Below are 7,180 nucleotides of genomic sequence, written 5' to 3'. Positions count from 1 at the left end.
GCCCCCGCCCCCTCCCCCGACAGCCCGACCCGCACCGACACGGACGGCGATCCCGCCGCATGACGGCGTACATTCGTCAGCCCCTCCCGCACCACGTTCCGCACGGACGTCTCCACCTCGGGATCGGGCCGCGCCTGCCTCGCCTCGGCCGCGACCTGGAGGGTGGCGGGGGCGTCGCGTTCGGCGAACGCGGCGACCAGTTCGCCCAGTTCGGCGAAGAGATCCCCCGGCCGCACCGCCCGTCCGTCGTCCTCGCGCAGCACCCGCACCAACTTCCGCATGGACTGCAGGGTTTCGGACCCGGCCTGCTCGATGTGCCGCAGCAACGGGTCCACCTGCTCGGGCGCGCTCTCCCGGATCGCCCGGGCGGCCTGCGCCTGCACGACGATGCCCGTGACGTGGTGGGCGACGAAGTCGTGGAGTTCCCGGGCGAGTTCGAGCCGCTCGCTCTGCCGCACATCGGCGACCGCGCGCCTTCTACGGTCGTCGAGACTGCGCAGATAACAGCCGAGGCCGACCGCCCCGCCCGTGGGGAAGGTCAGGAGGAAGGAGTAGCCGACTCCGCCCCCTTCCAGTCGCATCGGTGCCGCGATCACGGCGACGGCGAGCGCGGCACCCAACGCGGCGGCCGGCCAGGGCGGGGCCACATCCTGCGTCGTACGCACCAGCAGAAGGAGCAAGCACAGCGTCTCCAACAGCCCCCAGCCGGCGAACGTCGGCGTCACGGCCCCGAGCAGGCCCAACGTGACCGCCCAGGACACGACCACCGCGACCCCAGCACCCCAGGTCAGCACCCTTGACCTGCCCGGCAACAGCAACGCCACGGCGGCCACGACACCCGGCAGCAGCCGCCACCACACCCCGTTCCCCTCCAGCCCAGCGACGGTCGCGATACCGGCCACGTCGAGCACCCACAACAGCGCCATGACCACCGCCAACGCGGTGAGGGCGGTACGGCGGGACAGCCGGGAAAGGGGAGTCTGATCGTCTACGTCTCGCACAACTCGCAGCGTAGGGGCGGCTCTTGCCGAACGGCCTCGGCCGAAAGGACGACGCGACGAAGCCGAACCGGCCGCCCGGCCGAGGCGAAGTGCCGTAGCGGACAAGCATGTTGGAGCACATGAACCCCAACTCCCCCGATCCACCGGTGCTGCAGGGCATCGCGCTGTCGAAGTCCTTCGGCTCCACGCACGCGCTCGACGCCGTGGATCTCGCCGTGCGCGCCGGCGAGTCCGTGGCCGTGATGGGTCCCTCGGGCTCGGGCAAGTCGACGCTGCTGCACTGCCTCGCGAACATCGAGCGCCCGGACAGCGGACAGGTCCTGCTGGACGGCGAACGCATAGACCAGCTGCGCGAACCGCACCGCAGCGAGTTGCGCCGCGTCCGCTTCGGATTCGTGTTCCAGTTCGGCCAGTTGCTGCCCGAACTCCCGGCGGTGGAGAACGTGGCGCTCCCCCTGATGCTCGGCGGCATGCCCCGCCGCGAGGCCGAGCGTCACGCACGCGAGTGGTTCGCACCCCTTGGCCTGGACGGCAAGGAGGACAGCCGCCCCGGCGAACTCTCCGGCGGCCAGGCCCAACGGGTCGCTCTGGCAAGGGCGTTGGTCGCCGGCGCTCAGGTCGTCTTCGCCGACGAACCGACCGGCGCCCTGGACCGGACGACGGGCCAGGACATGATCGCCATGCTGGTGAAGGTCACCAAGGCGCAGAACGCCGCGCTGGTGGTGGTCACCCACGACGAGTCGGTCGCCCGCTGGTGCGACCGTACGGTACGAGTACGGGACGGCCGGATCGTAGGAGAAGAGCCGGCCACGCGAATCCCCGCCGCGGGCACCGGAGTCCGGCGATGAGGACCCTCAACCGCACCACCTGGACCCTGACTTGGCGCCTGCTGCGCGGCGGCGGCAGGCACGGCAGTCTCGCCGTGGGCCTGTCCGTCGCCGCGTCGGCACTCTGCACCACCCTCCTCTTCCTGTGCGTGGGCGCCAACTTGGGCTTCGCCGCACGCGCCGCCCACACCGACTGGCGCACCCCCGCCAAGACCGACCCCGCGCACGCGGTCGCCGTACAGGCCGTAGCCACCACGTTCATCAACGGCGAACCGGTGACGGTCATCGACATCGCCGCCCTGCCAAGCAATCCGACCAAGCAGACCAAGCCCCCCGCACCCCCACCCGGCATGCCCCGTTTCCCCAGGCCGGGCGAGGTATGGACGTCACCCGCGCTGGGCAAGCTGCCGGGGTCGACAACCACGACAGGAACACTGGGCCGAGCCGCACTGGCACGCCCCGGCGAAAAGGTGGCGGTGGTCGGCTACAGGGCCAACGACCCCACCATGACGACGAAACGCGGCACCGACCCCCGCCGCCCGGGCGACATCGTGACCCCCACCCCCGTAGCGGACTTCACGGGAACGCGGACAACGGACGGAATCGCCTCCCAGTACCAGGCCCTGGCCAAGCTGGCGACGGTCCTGGTGATCATCCCGTTGCTCGTCCTGGGCGCCTCCTCCGCCCGCCTCTCCGTCTCCCGCCGGGACACCCGCCTGGCGCTGCTGCGCCTGCTGGGCGCGGCACCGCGCCGGATCGCGGGAATGGCGGCGGCCGAGGCGGCACTGACGTCCGCGGCAGGTGCGGCGGCAGGCGCCGTGGGCTACGCGGCGTTGCTGCCCCTGGCGTCCAAAGTCCCTGTGGCGGGCGGTAGTTGGTACGTCTCCGACCTCTGGGTCGGCACACCTGTCCTGCTCGCCGTACTCGCCGGCGTGGTGCTGATGGTGACGATCAGCGCGCTGGCGGGCCTACGGCAGGTGGTCGTAGGCCCGTTGGGAGTCGTACGCCGTTCCCGCGCCGCCCGACTCAACGCCGTACGCGCCCTGTTGTTCGTCGCCGTACTCGTCGGCTACTGGCAACTCTCCGCAGGCAGGCCGATGGACATCGACGCGGTGGTGTACTGCTGCGCGGCGGTCTTCGCCGCCCTGTCGGTCATCGGCCCGTGGGCGGTCGGCACGCTCGGCGCGCTGTTGACCACCCTGGCCCGCCGCCCTACGACCCTCCTGGCCGGCCGGCGCCTCCTGGACGACCCCAAGTCGGTCTGGCGCGCGGTGTCGGGCCTGACCCTGGCGGGGTTCGTGGCCGGTTTCTTCGCCCTGTTCAGCATCGCGGGCGGCACGCCCTGGAGCAGCCCCGACCAACTCTCGCTCTCCGTACCGAAGGCCCAAGTCGCCGCCGTACGACAGCAGTTCGGCGTCCGCTTGAAGCAGGCGCACATCAAGGCCACGGTCGGCACGACCACCACCTGGGTCGCCACGGGCACGGGCACGGGCGACGAGCGCCAGATCACGGCGACGATCGCGAACCCCCGCCAGCTCGACAGGGCCCGCACCGCACTGACCGGCCTCGCCCCCGGCCAGTTCCCGATCACCGGCACGGACATCGACTGGCAGTCACGCCGGTTCGACCACGACTTCCACCTCTCCACCCTGGCGGTACTCGGCGCGAGCTTCACCGTCGCCATCGCCTCGACCGGCATCACCGCGGCCTCCTCGGTCCTGGACCGCCGCCGCACCTACGGCCTCCTCCACCTGGCGGGCACGCCCCTCCGCGTCCTTGACACGGCCAGGCGCACGGAGTCGGTGCTCCCCGGCACGGTCCTGACGACCGGCGCCCTGCTGACCGGCCTCTTCTGCGCGGCCCCACTGACCTTCGCCGGCGGCACGCCCCACGTGGACGGCCCCGGTGTCGCACTCCTCGCGGCCTGTCTGACCCTGGGTTTCGTGGGCCTGGCGGGTGCGAGCGCGGCGAGCAGGCCGTTGCTGCGCGAGGTGGTGAGGGGGGCGGGGCCACGGCCGGACTGACCCGGCGAAGGCACTCCCGCCCACCTCGCAGGGGCAGTTGAGGTCTCCATGAACCACCCGCCCGACGCCGACGAACCCCCGCCCTCTACGCGGCGTGCAACGCGAGAGTGGGAGAGAGCCGCGCGGCGCGCACCGCGGGGTACAGACCCGCGACCGTACCGATCAGCAGCGTGGCGCCGAAGCCGCCGGAGACGGCCCACAGCGGTACCACCCAGGGCAGGCCGCCGTGGAAGGCGTAGCCGAAGGTCGCGAGGGAGCCCAGGGCGATGCCCGCGAGGCCGCCGAGGCCGGACAGCACCAGCGATTCCATGACGAACTGGATGCGGATCTGGCCCTTGGTGGCGCCGAACGAGCGGCGCAGGCCGATCTCGTAGCGCCGTTCCAGCACCGAGATGATCATGGTGTTGGCGACGCCGACCCCGCCGACCAGCAGCGCCACCGCGCCGAGCCCCAGGAGCAGGCTGGTGAAGGCGCCCTTGGCGGCGGCCTGCGCCTTGAGCCCAGAGGAGGGGTCGGTGACCGTCACGACCTCAGGGTTCTGCGGGTTGGCGGTGCGCGGGATCAGGCCGCGCACGGCCTGGACGCCCACGGCGCCGACGTCACCGCAACGGCCAACCCCGACGGCGGCCTCACCATCCAGATCACCGGCTGGAACCAGGGGCGGCGCAACCGCATCCGCTAACAGGCAGGGGCCCCAAGTCACGGACGTACTCGTGGTGTTACCGCAGTCCAGGGTGCCTGCCAACGCCCGGGACATCCCGGGTGTCGGTGCCGCTGGTGTCCTCCGCAGGCGGCGCTGGTCTGCGTGGTCCGGGCGGCGAGACGGTGCGCCGCGTCGAGTGTCGAGGTCTGCTTGCTGGTGCTGGTGGCTTCTTGCTGGACCAGGTCGTTGGTGCGGCAGGCCAGGCTCACACCGCTCGGGATCTGCCGGGACGAGGTCCGCCTGTTCCCGATCACCCCGCGCCTAAGGGCAGGCGATGCGATGCGCCCCGGGGGATGACCTGCTCGATGCGTCGGAACGCATCCCTGGCAGTCGGGCCCGCGCAGCCTCACATCCGGGATCTCAGCACGTCGACCTCACAGCCCGGCGCGAACGGGTCGAAGCCGTGCTCGCTCAGCCAGCGAACGATCAGCAGGCTTCGCAACGACCACCACGCGCGGATCACGTCGAGGTCGACGTCGGTGCCGTAGCCGACGATGACGTCGTCGAGGTGCTCCTCGTGTCCGAGCGTGAAGGTGGCGAGGTCGTACAGGGCATCACCCTGGCCCGCCTCGGACCAGTCGATGATGCCCGTGACCTCGTCGCCGTCGACGAAGACGTGCGCGATCTGCAGGTCGCCGTGCGTGAACGCCGGGGTCCACGGCCGGAACGCGGCCTCGGCGACCTGCCGGTTGCGGGTGACCAGGTCGGCGGGCAGGAGCCCGTTCGCCACGAGCAACTCGCACTCGTCGTCGAGTTCCGCCACCAGTGCGACAACGCTCCGCCCCGCCCCACCGACCCGGGGCGGCAACGGCGCCTCGTGCAGCTTCCGGATGGCGGCACCCGCCGCGGCCCAGGCCGCCGGCGACCCGGTCGCCGGCCCGCCCAGGCGCCCGAGCGTCGCCCCCGGGAGCGCGGCGAGCGCGAGCACGGGCGGCTTGCGCCACAAGATCTTCGGGGTCGGGACCGGCACGAGGGACATCGCGTCGACCTCAATGTCGACGCGCGCCTGATCGACGTCCACCTTCAGGAACACGTCACCGACGCGCAGAGTCGCGCGCTCGGAATGGGCGACAACGACTTCGACCTCATCCATGGGCGCCCAGTATCCCGGGGATGATCGCCGACGTCGCCGGGTTTGTCGCCTGCGATGACGCGACCGACCGCGTCCCGACACCCGGCGGCCTCGCGCACGACACCGACCACTGACCAGGACTAGCCCACCGCCACCGCATCGGACAAAAGCAAAAGCCCCAGGTCACGGCGAGTGAGTCCTGAGGCTTCCACAGAGCCGCCTTCGGGATTCGAACCCGAGACCTACGCATTACGAGACCGAGAGCAGCCCTGACAGGGGGGTTCATTAACTGTCACGGAATGCCGATACATACAGGTCAGAGGCGTACAGCGTTCCATCGAGGTACAGGCGCTGACAGCCGGTCCAAGGCAATCCGGCCACACATCGGCCACACCGAACAGCCCCTCGGCCAGCCCGTTTACGGCTGACCGAGGGAGACCAGCCCGGGTGCCGGGTGGTCAGGGCCGCGAGGCCGCTGACTGACAGAGAGGGCCGCGCGGCATCCACCGCGCGGCCCTCGTCGCTGCTCAGCTTTGGCTCTAATCCTCGGAGTTGTCACCGTCGGCACGGGGGGCAGCAAGCCCGTTCAAAGCCTGTTCGAGACCGGCCGCACCCGCAGGGGTGATGTGGCGCCGGTCCATGTCGATGGTCAGCTCGTCGCCGGTCGCACGAACGACTGCAATCGCCCCTGTGTCGAGTTGAGTGCGGGTTACGCGGATCAACTGGTGCCCCCCTCATGGCATCACTAGGCCCATGACTCGAACATATGCCCGAGTCAAGAGCCCGGATCAGCCTACTCCGCAGTACACGCGAGGTCACGCGCGAACTCCACGGAGTGACCAGACCTCCCGCACAATTGTCAACGCCTAGGCATCATCGGTTAGTTCCGGCGGGAGATCGCCGGCCGCGTACTTCTTGAGCAGAGCCTCAACCCGGGGCATGTCCCGAGCCCCCATGCCCGGCGCATGGACGACAACGACGGTCGCCTCGTCACCGCTCGCGCCGAGCGGATCGCCAGCCACGGCCCCGCAGTACTGCATCGCCGCAGCAAGGCGCACTCTGCGCTCGTCACCCCCTATGGCTCTTGAGACGGCGCCGGCAATCCCCGGCAGCATGTGTATCGGCTGATCATGAGCAATCCGGTGCAGGGTCGTGTATCCGACCCTCGTCTGCGTCGCCGGGTCGACGGCACGCTCAGCGAGCTTGCGGTATGAGAGTCCCGTCTCTTCCTTCGCTGCGCGCAAGAGGTCCCCGAAGGGGGTGCCGTAAGGCCAACGCTCGTCCGTGTCGGTCAGCGACACGCTCTCACTCCCACTCCGTTGCAGAATTCGAACACTTCTCATCTAAGCAGCCATCACCCGGAATCGCGGCAGCCAAAGTTCGTTGACGTGCGTCTCACCAGACTCTTACGGTTGCAGTGTTCGAATTCTGCAACAGCAGGGGTCAAGCGCCACAGGCACTCTAGGGCCCCGACTGTTCGAAATGTGGGACAACGGGGGAAGAGTGATCGCGCACAGCGAAATCACAGGATCGAAGGTTTCCGGGCGCCCCGG

At 70.2% G+C, this 7,180-nt stretch carries 5 protein-coding genes and 1 pseudogene; 2 read left to right on the top strand and 4 right to left on the bottom strand.

All coding sequences use genetic code 11. The features are described 5' to 3' along the window. Positions 1–1,001: sensor histidine kinase (locus OO70_RS11390; protein WP_158711444.1), on the bottom strand; the 1,001-nt coding region annotated here is incomplete at its 3' end. Positions 1,002–1,120: 119 nt separating this feature from the next. On the opposite strand from OO70_RS11390, the gene OO70_RS11385 reads away from it, so the two are divergent. Beyond that, the gene (locus tag OO70_RS11385) at positions 1,121–1,849 is read left to right on the top strand and encodes an ABC transporter ATP-binding protein (RefSeq protein WP_043667653.1); all 729 of its coding nucleotides are present in this window, start codon (positions 1,121–1,123) and stop codon (positions 1,847–1,849) included. After that, positions 1,846–3,852: an FtsX-like permease family protein gene (locus tag OO70_RS11380; protein WP_043667650.1), complete on the top strand. Its 2,007-nt coding sequence runs from the start codon at positions 1,846–1,848 to the stop codon at positions 3,850–3,852. Before OO70_RS11385 ends, OO70_RS11380 begins: the two co-directional genes overlap by 4 nt. Positions 3,853–3,937: 85 nt before the next feature. On the opposite strand, the pseudogene OO70_RS11375 reads toward OO70_RS11380, so the two are convergent. The 3 genes and pseudogenes from OO70_RS11375 to OO70_RS11365 form a co-directional block, all read right to left on the bottom strand. Then, positions 3,938–4,435 (bottom strand): annotated as a pseudogene (locus OO70_RS11375) (ABC transporter permease); the annotation flags it as partial. 466 nt (positions 4,436–4,901) lie between these two features. After that, the gene (locus OO70_RS11370) at positions 4,902–5,648 is read right to left on the bottom strand and encodes a phosphotransferase family protein (protein WP_043667646.1); all 747 of its coding nucleotides are present in this window, start codon (positions 5,646–5,648) and stop codon (positions 4,902–4,904) included. Between the two features lie 845 nt (positions 5,649–6,493). Beyond that, a complete protein-coding gene (locus OO70_RS11365) occupies positions 6,494–6,928 on the bottom strand; it encodes a hypothetical protein (RefSeq protein WP_043667640.1) in 435 nt (144 codons plus the stop codon). Positions 6,929–7,180: the final 252 nt, after the last annotated feature.

The sequence above is a fragment of the Streptomyces xylophagus genome, from assembly GCF_000716435.1.
GTDB classification, from domain to species: Bacteria; Actinomycetota; Actinomycetes; order Streptomycetales; family Streptomycetaceae; genus Streptomyces; species Streptomyces xylophagus.
The sequence above is the reverse complement of the archived record's forward strand: the minus strand, read 5'-3'. Positions and strand labels throughout refer to the sequence as shown.